This window comes from Stenotrophomonas sp. KH_029 (genome assembly GCF_057839765.1).
On record NZ_CM174498.1, the window covers coordinates 2,588,072 to 2,605,881 of the forward strand.

The 17,810-nt window shown below is 67.5% G+C and carries 14 protein-coding genes; 11 read left to right on the forward strand and 3 right to left on the reverse strand.

Annotated elements, in window-relative coordinates:
• Nucleotides 1–131 precede the first annotated feature (131 nt).
• The 11 genes from asnS to AC3ITM_RS11800 all read left to right on the forward strand — a co-directional run bounded on the left by asnS (nucleotide 132) and on the right by AC3ITM_RS11800 (nucleotide 10,284).
• Nucleotides 132–1,526, forward strand: a complete 1,395-nt coding sequence (gene asnS, locus AC3ITM_RS11750; RefSeq protein ID WP_489265193.1) for an asparagine--tRNA ligase — start codon at nucleotides 132–134, stop codon at nucleotides 1,524–1,526.
• 51 nt (nucleotides 1,527–1,577) lie between these two features.
• Complete coding sequence (locus tag AC3ITM_RS11755; protein ID WP_228887141.1) at nucleotides 1,578–1,883, forward strand: hypothetical protein; 306 nt, start codon at nucleotides 1,578–1,580, stop codon at nucleotides 1,881–1,883.
• Entirely contained in the window at nucleotides 1,880–2,194 is a 315-nt protein-coding gene (locus tag AC3ITM_RS11760) for a hypothetical protein (protein WP_489265195.1), read from the forward strand. Before AC3ITM_RS11755 ends, AC3ITM_RS11760 begins: the two co-directional genes overlap by 4 nt.
• Nucleotides 2,195–2,200: 6 nt before the next feature.
• A complete protein-coding gene (locus tag AC3ITM_RS11765; RefSeq protein WP_489265196.1) occupies nucleotides 2,201–2,839 on the forward strand; it encodes an FMN-binding negative transcriptional regulator in 639 nt (212 codons plus the stop codon).
• 75 nt (nucleotides 2,840–2,914) lie between these two features.
• Nucleotides 2,915–3,577 (forward strand): carbonate dehydratase, encoded by a 663-nt coding sequence (gene can / locus AC3ITM_RS11770; RefSeq protein WP_228887138.1) that lies wholly within the window; start codon nucleotides 2,915–2,917, stop codon nucleotides 3,575–3,577.
• Nucleotides 3,578–3,602: 25 nt separating this feature from the next.
• A complete protein-coding gene (locus tag AC3ITM_RS11775) occupies nucleotides 3,603–4,130 on the forward strand; it encodes a 3-hydroxyanthranilate 3,4-dioxygenase (protein ID WP_489270095.1) in 528 nt (175 codons plus the stop codon).
• 689 nt (nucleotides 4,131–4,819) lie between these two features.
• Nucleotides 4,820–6,097 carry a kynureninase gene (gene kynU / locus AC3ITM_RS11780; protein WP_489265198.1) on the forward strand — a complete coding sequence of 426 codons (1,278 nt, stop codon included), beginning with the start codon at nucleotides 4,820–4,822 and terminating at the stop codon, nucleotides 6,095–6,097.
• Nucleotides 6,098–6,132: 35 nt separating this feature from the next.
• Nucleotides 6,133–7,512, forward strand: a complete 1,380-nt coding sequence (locus AC3ITM_RS11785) for an FAD-dependent oxidoreductase (RefSeq protein WP_489265199.1) — start codon at nucleotides 6,133–6,135, stop codon at nucleotides 7,510–7,512.
• The gene (sbcB, locus tag AC3ITM_RS11790) at nucleotides 7,512–8,951 is read left to right on the forward strand and encodes an exodeoxyribonuclease I (RefSeq protein WP_489265201.1); all 1,440 of its coding nucleotides are present in this window, start codon (nucleotides 7,512–7,514) and stop codon (nucleotides 8,949–8,951) included. The genes AC3ITM_RS11785 and sbcB overlap by 1 nt, the downstream gene beginning before the upstream one ends.
• Entirely contained in the window at nucleotides 8,948–9,634 is a 687-nt protein-coding gene (locus AC3ITM_RS11795; RefSeq protein ID WP_489265202.1) for a DUF2461 domain-containing protein, read from the forward strand. Before sbcB ends, AC3ITM_RS11795 begins: the two co-directional genes overlap by 4 nt.
• Before the next feature lie 89 nt (nucleotides 9,635–9,723).
• Nucleotides 9,724–10,284, forward strand: a complete 561-nt coding sequence (locus AC3ITM_RS11800; protein WP_489265204.1) for a DUF2939 domain-containing protein — start codon at nucleotides 9,724–9,726, stop codon at nucleotides 10,282–10,284.
• Nucleotides 10,285–10,389: 105 nt separating this feature from the next.
• Here the strand turns inward: AC3ITM_RS11800 and AC3ITM_RS11805 are convergent, their stop codons facing one another.
• The 3 genes from AC3ITM_RS11805 to AC3ITM_RS11815 form a co-directional block, all read right to left on the reverse strand.
• Nucleotides 10,390–11,337 (reverse strand): 5'-nucleotidase, encoded by a 948-nt coding sequence (locus tag AC3ITM_RS11805; protein ID WP_228887132.1) that lies wholly within the window; start codon nucleotides 11,335–11,337, stop codon nucleotides 10,390–10,392.
• A 49-nt stretch (nucleotides 11,338–11,386) separates the two neighbouring features.
• Complete coding sequence (locus tag AC3ITM_RS11810; protein ID WP_489265206.1) at nucleotides 11,387–12,163, reverse strand: NAD kinase; 777 nt, start codon at nucleotides 12,161–12,163, stop codon at nucleotides 11,387–11,389.
• A 516-nt stretch (nucleotides 12,164–12,679) separates the two neighbouring features.
• Nucleotides 12,680–17,656, reverse strand: a complete 4,977-nt coding sequence (locus AC3ITM_RS11815; RefSeq protein WP_489265208.1) for an NAD-glutamate dehydrogenase — start codon at nucleotides 17,654–17,656, stop codon at nucleotides 12,680–12,682.
• Nucleotides 17,657–17,810: the final 154 nt, after the last annotated feature.

Genomic DNA, 17,810 nt, shown 5'->3' on the forward strand with positions numbered 1-17,810 from the left:
GCACCGGGCGCAGCCCGCGGTTCATGCGGGCAACAGCCCCGGACCATCGCGAGAAATGCCTCGCAAGCCGAACACCGCACCCGTTAAACTCCGTGTTCAGAGATCGAGTCGATCAACAGAGGATTCAAGTCATGACGGTGGTCAGCGTTGAACATGCGCTTGCCGGGAAGATCCCGGAAGGCGGCGAGGCAACCGTACGCGGTTGGGTACGTACGGTACGCGGCTCTGCGGCGCTGGCCTTCGTCAATGTCACCGATGGCTCCTGCTTCGCCCCCATTCAGGTGGTGGCCAACGACACCCTGGTCAACTTCGACGACATCAAGAGCCTGACGCCGGGCTGCTCGGTGATCGCCCGCGGCACCCTGGTCAAGTCCCAGGGCAAGGGCCAGTCCTTCGAGATCCAGGCCAGCCACATCGAGATCGTCGGCCTGGTCGAAGATCCGCTGACCTACCCGATCCAGCCCAAGCCGATGAGCGCCGAGTTCCTGCGGGAAGTGGCCCACCTGCGCCCGCGCACCAATCTGTTCGGTGCGGTCACCCGTATCCGCAACTGCCTGTCCCAGGCCGTGCACCGGTTCTTCCATGAGAACGGGTTCAACTGGATCAGCACCCCGATCATCACCACCTCCGATGCCGAAGGCGCCGGCCAGATGTTCCGGGTCTCGACCCTGGACATGGCCAACCTGCCGCGCAACGAAAAGGGCGAGGTCGATTTCAGCCGCGATTTCTTCGGCAAGGAAACCTTCCTGACCGTGTCCGGCCAGCTCAACGTCGAGGCTTACTGCCTGGCCCTGAGCAAGGTCTATACGTTCGGCCCGACCTTCCGCGCCGAAAACTCCAACACCACCCGCCACCTGGCCGAGTTCTGGATGATCGAGCCGGAAATCGCCTTCGCCGACCTGGCCGAAGATGCGCGCCTGGCCGAGCAGTTCCTCAAGTACCTGTTCCGCGCGGTGCTCGACGAGCGTGGCGACGACCTGGCGTTCCTGGCCGAGCGCGTGGACAAGAATACGATCACCAAGCTGGAAGGCTTCATCAACGCCCCGTTCGAGCAGATCGACTACACCGAGGCGGTGAAGCTGCTGCAGAAGGCCGACAGGAAGTTCGACTTCCCGGTCGAATGGGGCCTGGACCTGCAGACCGAGCACGAACGCTGGTTGACCGAAGAACACATCGGCCGCCCGGTGGTGGTGACCAACTACCCCGAGCACATCAAGGCGTTCTACATGCGCCTGAACGACGACGGCAAGACCGTGGCGGCGATGGACGTACTGGCCCCGGGCATCGGCGAGATCATCGGCGGCAGCCAGCGCGAAGAGCGCCTGGACGTGCTGGACGCGCGCATGGCGCAGTTCGGCCTGGACCGCGAGCACTACAGCTGGTACCGCGATTTCCGACGTTATGGCTCGGTCCCGCATGCCGGTTTCGGCCTGGGCTTCGAGCGCCTGGTGGTGTACGTGTGCGGGCTGGGCAACATCCGCGACGCGATCCCCTACCCGCGCGCGCCGGGCAGCGCCGAGTTCTGATCCACGCGCTCTGATCCACGCGTTCTGGCCCGCCCAAGGAGGCACTGACCCATGACCCTGTTCCTCGCGCTGTGTTTCGTCGGCGTGGCGATCGCCGGGTTCAGTGCCTTCGTGATTTTCTGGCCACTGACCCTGGTGCATATCCGCGACCGCCACCCGGCCCTGGCCGATCGCTTCGGCGCCGGTGCGTTCCTGCGCCCGGACGCGCTGGGCTGGCTGCTTGGCCGGCACTACCGCCAGACCCCCGACCGGGCGCTGTCCGGGCTGGCCACGCCAGCCTGGGTCGCGCTGCTGACCCTGTTGGCCGGACTGGGCATGGCTGCCCTGCTCTGGCTGCTTTCGATGGTGATGACATGAACGACACCCTTTCCAACCGCGACGAATGGTTCCTGGCCAGCCTGGGCAACACGCTGATCTGGGCACGGCTGCGGGTCCGCCCGGGCGGCACCGCCGAAGTGCTGGACAGCGATGGCAACACGCTCAGCTACGACAGCGAAGACACCGCGCGTTCGCAGCTGTTCGACGCCGAGTTCGTCGCCTACGACGGCCTGGACGAAGAGGACGCGCTGATCCGCGGCTTCTCGCTGCATGAAGTGCAGCCGCCGCAGGCCGACAGCGACGACGCGCTGCACGGCCGCATGATCCAGAGCCTGGGCGCGAGGGCGTAACCGGCCATGTTCCTCCCTTCCGCTTTCGCTGAGACCGACCTGACCTGGCTGGACCGGCTGCTGGAACGCGATGCATTCGTCACCCTGGTCACCACCGGGGCCGACGGTCTGCCGCAGGCCACGCGCCTGCCGGTGCTGTACAAGCGCGATGCCGATGGCATCCTGATCGAAGGCCACTGGGCCAAGCCCAATCCGCAGGCGGGTCACGCCGGCCCGGCCTTGATGCTGGTGCATGGGCCGCACGCGTACGTGTCGCCGGGCTGGTATCCGGACAAGGAAGCGCAGGCGCGGGTGCCCACCTGGAACTACGCCGCGGCGGAACTGCGTGGCGTGCTGGAACCAACCACGGATCCGGAAACGCTGATCGGCATGCTGGACGGCCTGAGCGCACACTACGAGGCGCAGGTCGGTGGCGATTGGGATCTGCTGCCGATCGATCCCCGGCAGCAGCGCATGCTGGGCGGCATCGTCGGTTTCCGCTTCCGCCCGGCGCAGGTGCAGATCAAGCTCAAGCTCAGCCAGAACCATCCCGAGGCCAACCAGCACAGCGTGATCGACGCGCTGTCCGCGCTGGAGGCTCCTGCTTCACGCGAGCTGGCGCAGTGGATGCGCTGGCGCCGCGAGGGCGGCACGGCCACCGACTGACCCTCCCTGTTTCCCGCGACGACGCGGCCCCGCCGGCCGCGCCTTGCCCCCACCTCACGTCAGGGACACCGCACGATGAAAGACATCCACAAGCTGCTGCAGAACAACCGCGACTGGGCCGACCGGATCGAGAAGGAAGACCCGGACTTCTTCCAGCAGCTGGCCAGGCAGCAGCACCCGGAATACCTGTGGATCGGCTGCTCCGATTCGCGGGTGCCGGCCAACCAGATCATCGGCATGGCCCCGGGCGAGGTGTTCGTGCACCGCAACGTGGCCAACGTGGTGGTGCACACCGACCTGAACTGCCTGAGCGTGATCCAGTACGCGGTGGACCAGCTCAAGGTCAAGCACATCCTGATCGTGGGCCATTACGGCTGCGGCGGGGTGCACGCCAGCCTGCACAACACGCGGGTGGGCCTGGCCGACAACTGGCTGCGGCATGTCGGCGATGTGGCGCAGAAGCATGCGGCGATCATGGATGCGATCGAGGAACCGGACCTCAAGCATGCACGGCTGTGCGAGTTGAACGTGATCGAGCAGGTGGTCAACGCCTGCCGTTCGACGATCGTGCAGGATGCCTGGGCGCGCGGGCAGAAGCTGATGGTGCATGGCTGGGTGTACAGCCTGAAGGACGGCCGGGTGCGCGAGATGGGCATCGACGTGGGCCGCCCGGAAGACCTGATGCCGGCCTACGAGCAGGCGCTGGCGCATGTTCCGCGCCGCGGCCGGCGCGACTGACCCTTTCCCTCACGGAACCGCCCCCATGCTCGCCCCCCCCATCAATCTGCTGGCCTGGATCGAGGAACACCGGCACCTGCTCAAGCCGCCGGTGGGCAACAAGATGATCGACAACGGCGACTTCATCGTGATGGTGGTGGGCGGGCCGAACAGCCGCACCGATTACCACTACGACGAGGGCCCGGAGTGGTTCTACCAGCTCGAAGGCGAGATGGTGCTGAAGGTGCAGGAAGACGGCGCGGTGCGCGACATCCCGATCCGCGCCGGCGAGATTTTCCTGCTGCCGGGCAAGGTGCCGCATTCGCCGCGGCGCCCAGCCGGTGGCGTGGGGCTGGTGGTGGAACGCAAGCGGCTGGCGCACGAGCGCGACGGGCTGCTGTGGTTCTGTGAGCGGTGCAACCACAAGCTGCACGAAGAGTACTTCACGCTGGAGAACATCGAGACCGATCTGCCGAAGGTGTTTGCGCGGTATCAGTCTTCGCTGGCACTGCGGACGTGCGCGAATTGTGGGCATGTGGATCCGTTGCCGGGTGCTGTTGCGGCTGAAGGCTGAAGGCTGAAGGCTGAAGGCTGAAGGCTGAGAAGCCGAGAAGCCGAGAAGCCGAGAAGCCACAGAGCTTGGAGCTGCACGGTCCAGTGTCCATAGGCTGGGTTGGCACGGGTGGGTTTGCGGGACACGCCGTAAACCCATCCTTGGGGGCTTGGCGAAAACATCCATGTTTTCGACAGTCCCGCAAACCCACCCGCGCCAACCCTTCCATAGCTGGCTGGTGCTCACGGGAAAATCGCTTGACGCCCAGCGTTTCATGCACGAACAAGACGCGCTGGTAGGGTCGATCCTCGATCGACTGCCGATACCCTCTCCCCGCCCGGTGGCAGCATGACCTCCGAACGGAATGCAGCCGACCTGCGGTCGGCTCCACCAAGAGCACACGGTTTCCTGTTTTTAGGTGGGGAGGTGCCGAGCATGGCGCAGCCCTGCCCGCTTCTTCCCAGGCCACCAGTCAATCGTCGGAGGGTTGGCATGGGTGGGGTTACGGGACCGTTGGGCGCCATGGATGGCGCTCACGAGCCTACAGGGATGTATTTACGGCGTGTCCCGTAACCCCACCCATGCCGACCCTCCCACAAGCGGGGCTGACACTCGCTGCTGTTGCCGTTGAACCTGCCAGCGCCCCCAAGATTCAGCCCACACCCCCACCACCCGGTAAACTGTCGGCCACTGTCACCGCTGGCCGTACCATGTCCGAGATCCTCAGCCGCACCCATGCCGTTGCCCTGGACGCCGCCGATCCGCTGCGCGCCATCCGCAACGACTTCGTGTTCCCCCAGCACAACCACCGCGACCAGACCTACTTCGTCGGCAATTCGCTGGGCCTGCAGCCGCGCGGCGCCAAAGCCGCCGTGCAGGAAGTGATGGACAAGTGGGCCAGCCTGGCCGTCGAAGGCCACTTCACCGGCGATACCCAATGGCTGCGCTACCACCGCCTGGTCAGCGAACAGCTCGGCCGCGTGGTCGGTGCCCTGCCGTCTGAAGTGGTTGCCATGAACACCCTCAGCGTCAACCTGCACCTGATGATGGTCAGCTTCTACCGGCCCACCGCGCAGCGTCCGGCGATCCTGATGGAAGCCGGCGCCTTCCCCACCGACCGCCACGCGGTCGAATCGCAGATCCGCTTCCACGGCTTCGACCCGGCCACCGACCTCATCGAAGTCCAGCCCGACGAACCCAACGGCACGATCTCGCTGCAGGCCATCGAACGCGCCATCGCCGAGCACGGCCCGCGCCTGGCGCTGGTGCTGTGGCCCGGCGTGCAGTACCGCAGCGGCCAGGTGTTCGACCTCGATGCCATCACCCGCATGGCGCGCCTGCAGGGCGCCCGGGTCGGCTTCGACCTGGCCCACTCGGTCGGCAACGTGCCGCTGCAGCTGCACGACATCGCCCCGGACTTCGCGGTCTGGTGCCATTACAAGTACCTCAACGCCGGCCCCGGCGCGGTTGCCGGCTGCTTCGTGCACGAACGCCACCACCGCGACACCAGCCTGCCCCGCTTCGCCGGCTGGTGGGGGCACGAAGAAGCCACCCGCTTCAAGATGGCCCCGCAGTTCGTCCCGGCCGTCGGAGCCGAGGGCTGGCAGCTCAGCAACCCGCCCGTGCTCGGCCTGGCGCCGCTGCGCGCGGCCCTGGACGTGGTCGACAAGGCCGGTGGCATCGCCGCCATGCGCGACAAATCGCTGCGCCTGACCGGCCTGCTCGATGCCCTGGTGCGCGCCCGCCTGCCCGGCGTACTCGACGTGCTCACCCCCACCGAACCGGACCGCCGCGGTTGCCAGCTTTCGCTGCGCGTGGCCGGCGGCCGCGAACGCGGCCGCAGCCTGTTCGAATACCTGCAGACCGTCGGCGTGCTCGGCGACTGGCGCGAGCCGGATGTCATCCGCATCTCGCCCACCCCGCTGTACAACCGCTACCAGGACCTGCACCACTTCATCGACGAAGTGGAAGCCTGGGCAGGCCTGTAAGCCCGCCTGCCCTCCCCGCCCCCACGGACACCGCCTTGATCGCTACCCCCTCCCGCTCGCTGAGCATCATCGGCGCCGGCCTGGCCGGCTCCCTGCTGGCCATCCTGCTGTCCCGCCAGGGCTGGCGGATCACCCTGTACGAACGCCGCGGCGACCCGCGCGTGAGCGACTACGAGTCCGGCCGCTCGATCAATCTGGCGCTGGCCGAACGCGGCCGCAATGCGCTGCGCCAGGCCGGCGTCGAAGACGCGGTGATGGCCAAGGCGGTGATGATGCGCGGGCGCATGGTCCACCCGCGCCAGGGCCAGCCGCAGCTGCAACGCTATGGCCGCGACGACAGCGAGGTGATCTGGTCGATCCACCGCAGGGACCTCAATACCACCTTGCTGCAGCTGGCCGAAGACGCCGGCGCCACCGTGCATTTCCACCGCCGCCTGCATACGGTCGACTTCGACGCCGGCTACGCGCGCTTCATCGACGACCGCGACGACCAGCCGCACGACATCCGCTTCGACATCCGCTTCGACACCCTGATCGGGGCCGACGGTGCCGGCTCGGCCCTGCGCGCGGCGATGAACCGCAAACAGCCGCTGGACGAACGCACCGAATTCCTTGACCACTCCTACAAGGAGCTGGAGATCCCGCCGACCGCCGACGGCGGCTTCCGCATCGAGGCCAATGCGCTGCACATCTGGCCGCGCGGGCACTACATGTGCATCGCCCTGCCCAACCACGAAGGCACCTTCACCGTCACCCTGTTCCTGCCCAACGAAGGCGACCCGAGTTTTGCCACCACCAACAGCGGCGCCGAAGCCGAAGCCCTGTTCGCGCGCGATTTCCCCGACGCGCTGGCGCTGATCCCCAACCTGCGCCGCGACTGGGAAGAACATCCGCCCGGGCTGCTCGGCACCCTGCACCTGGCCCACTGGCACCTGCAGGGCCGCGCGGTGCTGCTCGGCGACGCCGCCCACGCGATGGTGCCCTTCCACGGCCAGGGCATGAACTGCGCCTTTGAGGACTGCATCGCGCTGGCCGGCCACCTGCTGGAACAGGATTCGCTGGCCGAGGCCTTCGCCGCCTTCGAGGCCGACCGCAAGCCCAACGCCCAGGCCATCCAGCAGATGGCGTTGGAAAACTACCTGGAAATGCGCGACCGCGTCGCCGACCCGCAGTTCCTGCTCCAGCGCGAACTGGAACAGGAACTGCAGGCGCGCTGGCCGACCCGCTTCGTGCCGCATTACACGATGGTCACCTTCCTGCACACCCCGTACGCGGTGGCGCTGGAACGCACCGAACTGCAGCGGCGCATCCTCCAGGACGCCATCGCCGGGCACGACAGCCTGGACCGCATCGACTGGACCGCGCTGGAGCGCATCGTGCACGCGCAGCTCCCCGTGCTGGAGGGCGCGCACTGATGACTGACAGCTTCCTGTTCTACGACCTGGAAACCTTCGGCCAGGACCCGCGCCGTACCCGCATCGCGCAGTTCGCCGGCATCCGCACCGATGCCGACCTGAACATCATCGACGAGCCGGTCAGCTTCTACGTCAAGCCCGCCGACGACATCCTGCCCTCGCCGATCGCCACCCTGATCACCGGGATCACCCCGCAGCACGCGCTGCAGGCAGGCATCAGCGAAGCCGAGGCGTTCTCGCGCATCAACGACCTGATGGCGCGGCCGGGCACCTGCACGCTGGGCTACAACACGCTGCGCTTCGACGACGAGTTCGTCCGCCACGGCCTGTTCCGCAATTTCTACGATCCCTACGAGCGCGAGTGGCGCAACGGCAACTCGCGCTGGGACCTGCTGGACATGATGCGCCTGCTGCATGCACTGCGCCCGGACGGCGTGGTCTGGCCACAGCGCGAAGACGGCGCCACCTCGTTCAAGCTCGAACACCTGGCCAGCGCCAACCAGGTGCGCCAGGGCGACGCCCACGAAGCGCTGTCGGACGTGCATGCCACCATCGGCCTGGCCCGGTTGTTCAAGCAGGCCCAGCCGCGGTTGTGGGAGTACGCGCTGAAGCTGCGCGACAAGCGCTTTGTCGGCGGCCTGCTGGATGTCGATGCGATGCAGCCGGTGCTGCACATTTCCATGCGCTACCCGGCCCAGCGGCTGTGCGCCGCCCCGGTGCTGCCGCTGGCGCGCCACCCGTTCATCAACAACCGCGTCATCGTGCTCGACCTGGACGGCGACATCGCGCCGCTGCTGGAGCTGCCGCCGGAAACCATCGCCGCACGCCTGTATACCCGCGCGGCGGACATGGCCGAAGGCGAGCAGCGCGTGCCGCTCAAGGAAGTGCACCTCAACAAGGTGCCGGCGCTGGTGGCATGGAACCACCTGCGCCCGGCCGACCATGCGCGCCTGGGCCTGGACGTGGCCGCGATCGAGGCCAAGGCCGCGCAGCTGCGCGCGCTGGGCCCGGCGCTGGCCGAGAAGGTCCGCCAGGTGTTCGGCGGCGAGCGCGCACTGGGCCCCAGCGATGTCGACGCCTCGCTGTATGACGGCTTCCTTGCCGATGGCGACAAGGCCTTGATGGCCCGCATCCGCACCAGCCCGCCGGCCGAGCTGGCCAGCTTCGCCGAGCGCCTGCGCGATCCGCGCATGCCCGAGCTGCTGTTCCGCTACCGCGCGCGCAACCATCCCGACAGCCTGGATGCGACCGAGCGCACGCGCTGGAACCACTACCGCCGCCAGCGCCTGCTGGGCGACGCCGCGCTGGGCGAGCAGACCCTGCCGCAGTACCGCGCGCAGCTGGAGGCGCTGGCCACCGAGCACGCCACCGACCCGGGCAAGCTGGCGTTGTTGCAGCAGCTGCGCGACTGGGGCACCCACCTGGAGCAGAGCCTGTGAGTACCTATTTCACCCCTGCCAGCTTCACCTTCCTGCGCGGGCTGGCCCGCCACAACGACAAGACCTGGTTCAACGAGCACAAGCCCAAGTACGAAGCGCACGTACGCGAACCGTTCCTGCGCCTGATCACCGACCTGCAGCCGGACCTGGCCGCGGTCAGCCCGCACTTCCGCGCCGACCCACGCAGCGTCGGCGGCTCGCTGTTCCGCATCTACCGTGATGCGCGCTTCTCCAATGACAAGTCGCCGTACAAGACCTGGCAGGGCGCGCGGTTGTTCCATGAGCGCCGCAAGCAGGTGCCGGCGCCGTCGTTCTACATCCACCTGCAGCCCGGCGGCAGCTTCGTCGGCGCCGGCCTGTGGCACCCCGAGCCGGCCACCCAGCGCAAGCTGCGGCACTTCATCGTCGACAACCCGGGCAGCTGGAAGGCCGCTGCGCACTCGCCGGTGCTGCGCAGGAAATTCGACTTCGAACAAAGCGAAAAGCTGGTGCGGGCGCCGCGCGGCTTCGAGCCGGACTTCGAGTTCATCGACGATCTCAAGCACCGCAACTGGGTGTTCTGGCGCGCGTTGGACGATGCGGTGATGACCGGCCCGCGGCTGCGCCAGACCCTGGCCGCCGACCTGGCCATCCTCGGCCCGTTCGTGGACTACCTGTGCGCGGCACTGGACCTGGAATTCTGACCATCAACCCGCGCCTGGGCCGGCGGCCTTCACGCCGATTGACGCGCGCTGCGGCAAGCTCATCGAGGACTCCTGCCGATGCGTGATACATGAAGAAACTGCCTTGGGTGCTGCTGGCCGTGCTGCTGTTGCTGGGCGGGATCGGCGTCAGCGGCCCCTACCTGACCCTGCGCGGCCTGGCCCAGGCGATCGAAACCGGCGACACCGCCAAGCTCGACCGCTATGTCGATTTCCCGATGCTGCGCGCCAACCTGCGCGCCCAGCTCAACGACTACATGGTGCGCCGTGCCGGGCCGGAGCTGCAATCGAACCTGCTCGGCGCGCTGCTGCTGGGTGCCAGCGAGAAGCTCACCGGCACCGCGGTGGACGCGATGGTCACCCCGACCGGGATCGACGCATTGCTGGAAGGTCATACCCTGTGGAAGCGCGCCAGCAACGACCTGGAAAGCAGCGACGCCTACGCCGCGCCGCGCAAGCCGCGGCCACTGCAGGGCGCCGAGCATCGTTTCCAGTCGCTGTCGCGCTTCACCGCCACCGCCCGCACCCCACAGGGCGCGCCGCTGGTATTCGTGCTGCAGCGCTCGGGCCTGCGCTGGAAACTGGTGGATATCCAACTGCCGCTCAGCGACGCACCACCCCCAACGCGGTAGGTAGCCACCGTTGGTGGATACGATGCGGTGCCGATCACCGGTACGCGCCACCACCAACGGTGGCGGCCTACCGCCGGCGCCCGCACCGGCCGTCCCGGCGGTGGATCACCCGTCGTTGGCCACGCCATGCGGCACGTGCCCGGCGGCCACGCTCTGGTGCTGGCGGGCGCTGTCGATGTTGTGCTGGGAATCGTCGAAGAAGATGTCCGCGCCGAACGCCTCCAGGAACGGCCCCTTGTGGCGGCCGCCGAGGAACAGCGCCTCGTCCAGGCGCACGCCCCACTCGCGCAGGGTGCGGATCACCCGCTCATGCGCCGGCGCCGAACGCGCAGTGACCAGCGCGGTGCGGATCGGCGCATCTTCGCCGGACGGGAACACCGCCTGCAGGGTATGCAGGGCCGAGAGGAAATTGCGGAACGGGCCGCCACTGAGCGGCTCGCGCGCGTTCTCGCGCTCGTGCCGGCCGAAGGCCTCCACGCCCTGCTCGCGCGAAATGCGTTCGCTTTCATCGCCGAAAATCACCGCATCGCCGTCGAAGGCGATGCGCAGCTGGCCCAGCGGCCGGCCCAGGTCGACCTGCTCGGCCGCGGCGATGGTCTCGCCCGGCGGCTTGGGCAGGATGGTGGCCGCGGCAATGCCATGGGCCAGCGCGCGACGCACCGATTCGGGATTGGCCGACAGGAACAGGTCGGTGCCGAACGGCTTGACGTACGGCCAGGTGGGCTCGCCGGCGGTGAAGGTGGCGCGGATGATGCCCAGCCCGTAGTGCTGGATCGAATTGAAGATGCGCAGGCCGGTATCGGCCGAGTTGCGCGACAGCAGGATCACTTCCACCCGCGGCGACTCCGGCGACTGGCCCTGGTTGAGCGCCAGCAGCTTGCGCACCACCGGGAAGGCCACGCCGGGACGCAGCACGTCGTCCTCGTGCTGGCGCTGGTACTCGGCGTAGGCATCCACGCCTTCGGCCTCGAACAGCGCATGGCCCTCTTCCAGGTCGAACAGGGCGCGCGAGGTCACAGCTACGGTCAGCAAACGGGGGGTGTTGTCGCCCATGGCAGTCACAGATCCAATGCGGCCAACGTGGCCGGCGAGCTATTGTCGGTCAAAACATGAACTGTTCGCTGAGGATCCGGTCTTCCAGGTTGTGTTCCGGATCGAACAGCAGGGTCACCCGGCGCTCGCGCGACTCGCGGATGGTCACTTCGATCACGTCGCGGGTCTCGTGCGAGTCGGCGGTGACGCTGACCGGGCGCTTGTACGGGTCCAGCACCCGGAACCGCACTTCGGTGTCGGCCTTGAGGATGGCCCCGCGCCAGCGCCGCGGGCGGTAGGGCGCCAGCGGGGTCAGCGCGATGGTATGCGAGCCCAGCGGCAGGATCGGGCCATGCGCGGAATAGTTGTAGGCGGTGCTGCCGGCCGGGGTGGCCACCAGCACGCCGTCGCCGATCAGCTCGGCCACCCGTTCCTGGCCGTTGAGGTCCACGCCGATATGCGCGGCCTGGCGGGTCTGGCGCAGCAGTGAGACGTCGTTATAGGCCAGCGAGCCGGTGGTGGTACCCGATTCGGTCAGCGCCAGCATCTCCAGCGGGCGCAGGTTGGCCGGCTCGGCCGCCGCCAGCCGCGCCGGCAGGTCGTGGTCATCTTCACGGTACTGGTTCATCAGGAACCCCACCGTGCCCAGCTTCATGCCGAACACCGGCAGGCCCAGCGCCCCGTGGCGATGCAGGGTCTGCAGCATGAACCCATCGCCCCCCAGCGGGCACAGCACATCGGCCTGTTCCGGCGGATGGTCGCCGTAGCGGGCCACCATCTGCGCCAACGCCTGCTGCGCTGCCTCGGTGTTGCTGGCCAGGAAGGCGACGCGGGGGGAATCGCTCATGGGGTTTCTGCGAATGGCATGTGCAGGAAGCATACCCGGTCGCGGCACGGAAGGGCTTTGGAAGCTTGGCGCATGGTCTTCGATCAGATCTGCCGCGAGCGTTGAGGGCCCCGTCGCGGCCGGCAGGCCCCTATGCAAATGTCCCCCGGCGTCGGCCTGCGGCCGCCCCCTCCTCCTTTACTTTGCCAGGGACCTACCGGCCGCGACGGGGCTCGGCTTGCGGTCCGCAGGGAAAAGCGGATGTCACGGTGCCAACGCCGGTGGGGCGAGTGCGGGGCCGCCATGCCCTTGTGGCGAAGTAAAGGAGGAGGGGGCGGCCGAAGGCCGACGCCGGGGGACATTCGCAGGCAAGGGTATGGCGGCCCCGCACTCGACCCATCGGCAGCCGCGTCTGCTTCAACGCGCGCCGCAGATCCGATCGAAGACCGCGACCAAGCTTCTAAAGAAAAGGCCCCGCCGGTGGCGGGGCCTTGTCATGTAGCCATTGCCGGGCAGAGCCCGGCACCACCGCGCCAGTTACGCGCCGTGCGCGGCCAGCTGGCCGAGGCGCTGCACCGCCACCGACACCGTCGGGTAGTCGAGCGTCTTCTGCTCGGCCAGCTCCTGCAGCATCGCCAGGGTGAAGCGCAGGCTGCTGTCGTCACGGCCGATCCATGCGGCTACCTTGGCTTCGGCGCTGCCACCCTTCATCGACAGTACCTGGGCAGCCAGGTTGCGATGATGGGCGGCCAGCTCGTCGCGCAGCACGCCACGGGCCACCGCGTGCCAGCGGCCGTTGACCTCCAGCGCATCGATCTGCTCGAACAGCCACGGCAGCTGCAGGGCATCGCCCAGGCGGAAGTGGATCTTGGACACATCCACCGGCTTGAGCTTGCGGGTCCGGGCCAGTTCGATGATGTCGAACGCCGGTTCCAGGAACTGCAGCTCGGACAACTGCTGCGCCAGTGCCGGCGGCAGGCCCTTTTCCTTCCACTCGGCCACGCTGGCCTCGTAGGCCGGGCGCTGCGAATCGGGCAGCACGCCGGAGGCCACGCGGATATCGTTGAAGGCGGCCTGGTAACGGTTGACCGCTTCGGTGATGCCCGGCATCGCGCCCTGGCGCGACAGCAGCCAGCGCACGAACGAACGCTGCAGCTTCCAGATCACTTCCAGCGCGTCGATCTGCACCGACTCGGGCAAGGTGCCGTCGAGGGCGTCGATCTGCGCCCACAGCGCGCGCGCGTCCAGCGTTTCACGGCTGATCGTATAGGCCTTGGCGACCTCGGCCACGCTGCGGCCGGTGTCTTCCTGCATGCGCATCAGGAAGGTGGCGCCCATCCGGTTGATGGTCTGGTTGGTCACTGCCGTGGCGATGATTTCGCGCTTCAGGCGGTGGCGCTCCATCGCGTCGGCGTACTTCTTCTGCAGCGGCGTGGGGAAGTAACGCTGCAGCTCCTTGGACAGGTACGGGTCTTCGGGGATGTCCGATTCGAGCAGCTGCTGGAAGGCCACCAGCTTGGAATAGGACAACAGCACCGACAGCTCCGGACGGGTCAGGCCCTGGCCGCGCGCCTTGCGGGCCGACAGCTCGGCGTCCGACGGCAGGAACTCGATCTGGCGGTCGAGCAGGCCCTGCTGTTCCAGGGTACGGATGAAGTGCTGCTTGGAGCCCAGGCGCTTGACCGCCATCCGCTCCATCAGGCTCAGGGCCTGGTTCTGGCGGTAGTTGTCGTTGAGCACCAGCGCGGCCACTTCGTCGGTCATCGAGGCCAGCAGCTTGTTGCGCTGTTCGATGGTCAACTTCTTGGCCCGCACCACATCGTTGAGCAGGATCTTGATGTTGACTTCGTGGTCGGAGGTATCCACGCCGGCAGAGTTGTCGATGAAGTCGGTGTTGAGCAGCACCCCGGCCTGGGCAGCCTCGATGCGGCCCAGCTGGGTCATGCCCAGGTTGCCGCCCTCGCCCACCACCTTGCAGCGCAGCTCGCCACCGTTGACGCGCAGTGCGTTGTTGGCGCGGTCGCCCACGTCGCTGTGCTGCTCGCTGGCGGCCTTGACGTAGGTACCGATGCCGCCGTTCCACAGCAGGTCCACCGGGGCCTTGAGGATGGCGCTCATCAGGTCGTTGGGCGACAGCGCCTTGACGCTGTCGTCCAGGCCCAGCACCTCACGCACCTGCGGGGTCAGTTCGATCGACTTCAGCGTGCGCGGGAAGATGCCGCCGCCCTTGCTGATCAGCTTGGCGTCGTAGTCGGCCCAGCTGGAGCGCGGCACGGTGAACAGGCGCTCGCGTTCGACGAAAGTGGTGGCCGCATCCGGGTTGGGGTCCAGGAAGATGTGGCGGTGGTCGAACGCGGCGACCAGGCGGATGTGGCGCGACAACAGCATGCCGTTGCCGAACACATCGCCGGACATGTCGCCCACGCCCACCGCGGTGAAGTCCTGGCTCTGGCTGTCGCGGCCCAGCGCACGGAAGTGGCGCTTGACCGACTCCCACGCACCGCGCGCGGTGATGCCCATACCCTTGTGGTCGTAACCGACCGAACCGCCGGAAGCGAACGCATCGCCCATCCAGAAGCCATGGGCCAGGGCCAGGCCGTTGGCGATGTCGGAGAAGGTCGCCGTGCCCTTGTCGGCGGCCACCACCAGGTACGGGTCGTCCATGTCGTGGCGGACCACGTCCACCGGCGGCACGATCTTGTTGTTGACGATGTTGTCGGTGATGTCCAGCAGGCCCTGGATGAACAGCTTGTAGCAGGCCACGCCGTTGGCGAACACCGCGTCGCGGTCGCTGTTGAGCGGCGGCGTCTTGGCGAAGAAGCCGCCCTTGGCGCCGACCGGCACGATGACGGTGTTCTTGACCATCTGCGCCTTGACCAGGCCCAGCACTTCGGTACGGAAGTCTTCACGACGGTCCGACCAGCGCAGGCCGCCGCGGGCCACCGCGCCAAAGCGCAGGTGGGTGCCTTCCACGCGCGGGCCATACACGAAGATTTCGCGGTACGGGCGCGGCTTGGGCAGGTCCGGCACCAGCGCCGAATCGAACTTGAAGCTGATGCAGTGGCCCGGCTGGCCGTCGGCATCGGTCTGGTAGTAGCTGGTGCGCAGGGTGGCGTCGATCACGCCCATGAAACTGCGCAGGATGCGGTCTTCATCCAGGCTGGAGACGCGGTCCATCAGCTTGAGCAGGGCCTCGCGAGCGGCATCCATCTGTGCCTTGCGGTCGCCCTTGCGGGCCTCGACCACGGTCTTGAGCACCTTCAAGGTGGCCTCGTCGCCGCCGGACAGCACATTCAAGTGCGTGCGCAGCTGGGCCTGGCCTTCGGCGATGGCGTCCTTGCTTTCGTTGCCGGTGGCCGGGTCGAAGCGCGCTTCGAACAGCTCCACCAGCAGGCGGGCCAGCAGCGGGTAGCGGGCGAACGTGCCTTCCACGTAGGCCTGCGAGAACGGCACGCCGGTCTGCAGCAGGTACTTGCAGTAGCCACGCAGCATCGCCACCTGGCGCCAATGCAGGCCGGCGGCCAGTACCAGGCGGTTGAAGCCGTCGTTCTCGGCATCGCCGTGCCAGACGCGGGCGAAGGTTTCACCGAAGGCGGCATCCACGCTGGCGGCGTCGATCGCGCCGGCCACCGATTCCACTTCGAAGTCCTGCACATACACCGGCGCGTTGTCCACCGTCAGGCGGTACGGACGCTCGGCGATCACGCGCAGGCCCATGTTTTCCATCATCGGCAGCGCGTCCGACAGCGGAATGTCGTCCAGCTGGCGGTACAGCTTCAGGCGCAGGCCATCGCCGCCTTCGCGCTGCACGGCCTGCAGGCTCAGGCGCAGGTCGTCCGGGCCGGTCAGCGCATCGAGCTGGCTGACGTCGTTGGCGGCGATCTCGGTGCTGGAGTCTTCGATGTAGCCGGCCGGCAGCGCCTTGCCGATGCGGGCGGCGATGCGCAGGCCTTCGCTTTCACCGTGGCGGGCCACCAGCGCTTCGCGCAGGTCGTCCTGCCAGTTGCGCAACACCTGGGCCAGCTTCTGTTCCAGTTCGCTGGTGTCCACTTCCAGGGTCTGGCCGGCCTTGGGGCGCACGATCAGGTGCACCTGGGCCAGCGGCGATTCGCCCAGCACCACCGAGCTGTCCACGTACTCGCCCTGCAGCGCGTCCTTGAGCATGGCTTCGATGCGCAGGCGCACATCGGTGTTGAAGCGTTCGCGCGGCAGGTAGACCAGTGCGGAGATGAAGCGGCTGTATTTGTCGCGGCGCAGGAACAGGCGGCTGCGCACGCGTTCCTGCAGGCCCAGCACGCCCATGGCGGTGCGGAACAGCTCGTCCTCGCTGGACTGGAACAGTTCTTCGCGCGGCAGGGTTTCCAGGATGTGGCGCAGCGCCTTGCCGCTGTGGCTGGCCGGGGCCAGGCCGGACTGGCTCATCACGTATTCGTGGCGCTGGCGCACCAGCGGGATTTCCCACGGGCGGCGGTTGTAGGCGCTGGAGGTGAACAGACCCAGGAAGCGCTGTTCGCCGATGATCTTGCCCTTGGCGTCGAATTCCAGCACGCCGATGTAATCCATGTAACCGGAACGGTGCACGCGCGAACGGGCATTGGTCTTGGTCAGGATCAGCGCGTCCTTCAACCCGGTGGTGGCGTTGAGGCCCTGCGCGGCCAGGGTCTTGACCGGGCGCGCGGCGGATTTGTCCTGCCCGCGCATCAGGCCCAGGCCGGTATCGTTGAGCGGTGCCAGCACCTCTTCCTTGCCCTGCTTCTCCACGCGGTATTCGCGGTAGCCGAAGAAGGTGAAGTGGTTGTCGGCGGCCCAGCGCAGGAATTCCTGCGCCTCGCCGCGCGAGGCGGCATCCACCGGCAGCTGGCGGCTGCCCAGGTCCTCGGCCAGGGCCAGCGCCTTGCCGCGCATGGCCTCCCAGTCGCGCACGATGGCCCGCACTTCGTCCAGCGCCTTGGTGATCGCCTTTTCGACGTCGGCCATGGCATCGGCCGGCTGGCGGTCGATTTCCAGCAGCATCACCGACTCGGCATTGCCCTGGCCAACGCCGGAGAGCTTGCCGGCCTTGTCGCGCGCAAAGCGCAGCACCGGGTGGCCCAGCACGTGCACGCCGATGCCGTGCTCGGCCAGCGACATGGTCACCGTGTCGACCAGGAACGGCATGTCGTCGTTGACGATCTGCAGCACCGTGTGCGCCGATTCCCACCCGTTGCCCTTCAGGCTCGGGTTGAACACGCGCACATTGGCCTTGCCCGACTTGCGGACACGCGCGAACTCCAGCGTGTCGGCGGCCAGGGCGGCCCACTCCTCGGCGGTATGGTGCGGGAACTCGTCCGGCTCCATGCGCTTGTAGAAGCCGGCGGCGAACGCCACTGCTTCGGCCTGCCCGGCCGCCGGGTAACGCTTGCGCAAGGCCGTGTACACCGGCTCCAGCGAGAAGCCCACTGGCGAAACAGTCTGCGTATCGGCTGGGGTGGATTTGTTTTTCACGGTCTTGGCTGCTGGTTTCTGCGGTTTCATGACGGAGCGGTGGTGTTGCCCAGTTGGGAAAATGAAATTGTAGGCCTACCGCACAAAAATACCTTGCTGCAGGACGGAATAAGCCATTTCGGGTTGGGTGCCGTTTACATCGACACCGCGCGATCCGGCCGGGTACGGACGCCCCCTGCGCGAT